1 pseudogene is annotated in these 2840 nt (G+C 33.2%); it reads right to left on the bottom strand.

The window, feature by feature from the left end:
* Positions 1 to 2595: 2595 nt before the first annotated feature.
* Positions 2596 to 2840: pseudogene (locus tag LW137_RS07000) on the bottom strand (hypothetical protein); the annotation flags it as partial.

The following is a 2840-nucleotide window of genomic DNA, read 5'->3' as shown; positions in this document are numbered from 1 at the left end:
AATCCATCATTCCACAACCACAACATCCCAATCGCTAAAACAAAGATTCCAAATAGTTTCATTGTTGTTCTCCTTCATAATTGTTGTTAGGTAGAGAGTTTTGAATTTATTTTATCAATGTAAATCTTATTCGATTGCTTTGCGGGTTGCATGATTGTCATTTTCTGCAAAAAAGGACTTTTTTCTTGGGATTTATAGTTTTGATTGAGAGCTTATGTATTGCCAAATTGGGTTTATTTCAATTTTGATATGCGAGTTTTTAAGAATCTAGAGGACCAATTGAGGCTCTTGGCTTCATAGGGTGAATGATTTGTATTGAATATATGATAAATCTCTTGAAATTTGGTTGAGAGAGAGGAGGATTCTTATTTGTGTCTTGAGCTTGCAAGATGCTTCTTTTGATTTATTGCAAATCTTGCAAGAAATAATAGCCCAAATGATTTATGGGCTATTTTTATGTTTTAAGTGTCAAATTTGCATTAAATGAGTCTTTGAGTTTGTAAAAGATGTAGCAACATACAGCAAAAGATAAAAGGTGACATGCAAAGCTTATCCAAGACAGAGTGGTTATTAAGGAAGGTTTAACCTCTTCAAGATAGAGATGGACTATGTCTATAGGTACAAATATAGAAAAAATACTTGAGGGAAGCATAGCAAGAAGAATATATCTAAATGGAGATTTAGTTCGATAAAAAAAGTAGTAGAGAATAAGTGCACTATACAAGAGAATGCAATTTAACCATATAAAAGAATCCTCCATGTTTTGCTCTACAAGTATTGTGGGTGGTGGAAAAAGTATGCAACAAATTAATGCGCAAATTGCAAGTTTATAGGCACTTGAGATTTTTTCATCGTTTGAAACGATCCAAAGAATAAGTGCATAAACTATGTATTGAAAATGAGTGAAGTTGAGCCCAAATGCATTTATGTCTTTAAGAAATAAAGGAAAAGATAAATACAATAAAGCTCCTATTCCCATAATAGAAAGGAGTTTGTATTGAGGATTATTTTTGAGTTTGCAGTTGAGATAAATGATCCCCATAAATAATCCACTGAGTAAAACAAATAGCGCGAACTTGGAGAGCAGGGCAAACCAAGAAGGAGAGGGAATTTTAAATAATGGAAGAAGAAAAACAAAAAATCCTGCAATACACATTGCCCAAAGGGATGAGTAAAGTATGTCTTTTTTGTTTTTAAAATCAAAATAGTCGACGATGAGCGCTAGATAGATACAGAATAAGAAGCTCCAGATTGTCAAATGATGGTCTTGGCATCTTAGTGCAAGGACAGGGATCAGGCACAAAAAGAAGTTTTTTCTGCAAGTCAGTAAAAATATAGCACAAAGGAGAGCAATGAATGGAGAGAAGGCATAATTGAAATTGAATGGAGTTGTAAATGGTGATAGAGTGTAGAAGGCAGTAATAATAAAGACAAGAAAAGAAATCAATAAAAATCTTGAGTAGAAATTTTGTCCTAGCGCAATTAGAATAAGTGTTAAGCAGCTTATGGCAATCAGCAAGATATCTTGCTTTTCTTGATTTTGAAAAAGAAACAAAAAGAGAAAAAACAATACTCCTGTTATGCAAAAAAATACAAAATCCTTAAGCTTGTGAGAGAAAGTAAAATTTTCAAAAATATTAAATGTTTTTGCAGGAAACATTAGTGATGTGAGAATAAGGCTAATGAGAACAGCTACTGGTGCAAAAAATAAAGGGAGTAAATAACTGTTGGGGATAGGCGTTGGGTATGTGTTTTCTGAGGGGAACAATGGAGGGTAGAATGGATGGAAAGCTTTTGAGGGCGATGCTGTTACTAGAGCTATACTGATCAATAGTGTGATAGAGCCTGCTAGGATGAAAAGAATGCTTTTTGTAGTAAAAAACAGAGTGCGCTCATCGTTAAAGCTAAGTCTCAAATCAGCAATTCTATTAAGAGCAGCTCTTATGATAAAGGAACAATAAAGGAAAGCAAGAAGAAAAAAAAGTGTAACGAAGAACGGCGTATTGAGTTTAGCATGCATGCTTAACAGAAATATGACAGAATAGCCTATCCAAACAATAGCGTACAACAAACAGATATGAATGTAAAAAACAAGTCGTCCTGTGGGTGTCAGTGGACGAAATAGTATTGTTTTGAAGATTTCAGAAAAAAATGATTGAAATGCTTTTCCAATGCGATTCAGAAAAAAATTCATAAAAATCCTTAAGTGTTTTCTAAATTATTTGAGATCATTTATTTTATATTAATTACTTTGAGCATTTGGAACTTTTTGTGGAAATGGATTTTATATTTTAGAAAAAGACTATTTTTAACTCAGTACTTGCAAAGATGGATATTCGGCAATGATGGGAATACAAGAATACTACAGAAAGAATCGGGGATGAAAAACCCATAAAACACAAGGCTGGGTACAAAAAGATCAAAAAAGATTTTTAACTTCTTGAGTAAATGTTTTGCATAATAGGCAATAAAGAATGGAACAATGGGATACAAGATAACCAAAATGGGGGTAAATATTGCATCTATTGGATCCCTATTGATAGGGTAAGACAAAAGATAGTCATGTGCAAAAGGCAGTGCAATAAATACAAGTCATCATGTAAAACACTTTGTGTATTTTTGCGATACGCACATTGTTTGATTGAAACTTTTATCTTGCAAATCTTCTTTTTCTAGCTCATATCCCCTCTTAATCCCATCTGCATAAATCCATCTTGCAGGAGGCTCTTTTCTGTGTTGAACTTCCCATTCATCATCTCTAACCTTAAACTCCTCATTCTCTTCTATATAATGAAGCAAAGCATAACTCGCATCAGCTACATTTGCATAGTCTTTGATTT

Source organism: Helicobacter kayseriensis (assembly GCF_021300655.1).
Classification (GTDB): Bacteria; Campylobacterota; Campylobacteria; order Campylobacterales; family Helicobacteraceae; genus Helicobacter_G; species Helicobacter_G kayseriensis.
The sequence above is the reverse complement of the archived record's forward strand: the minus strand, read 5'-3'. Positions and strand labels throughout refer to the sequence as shown.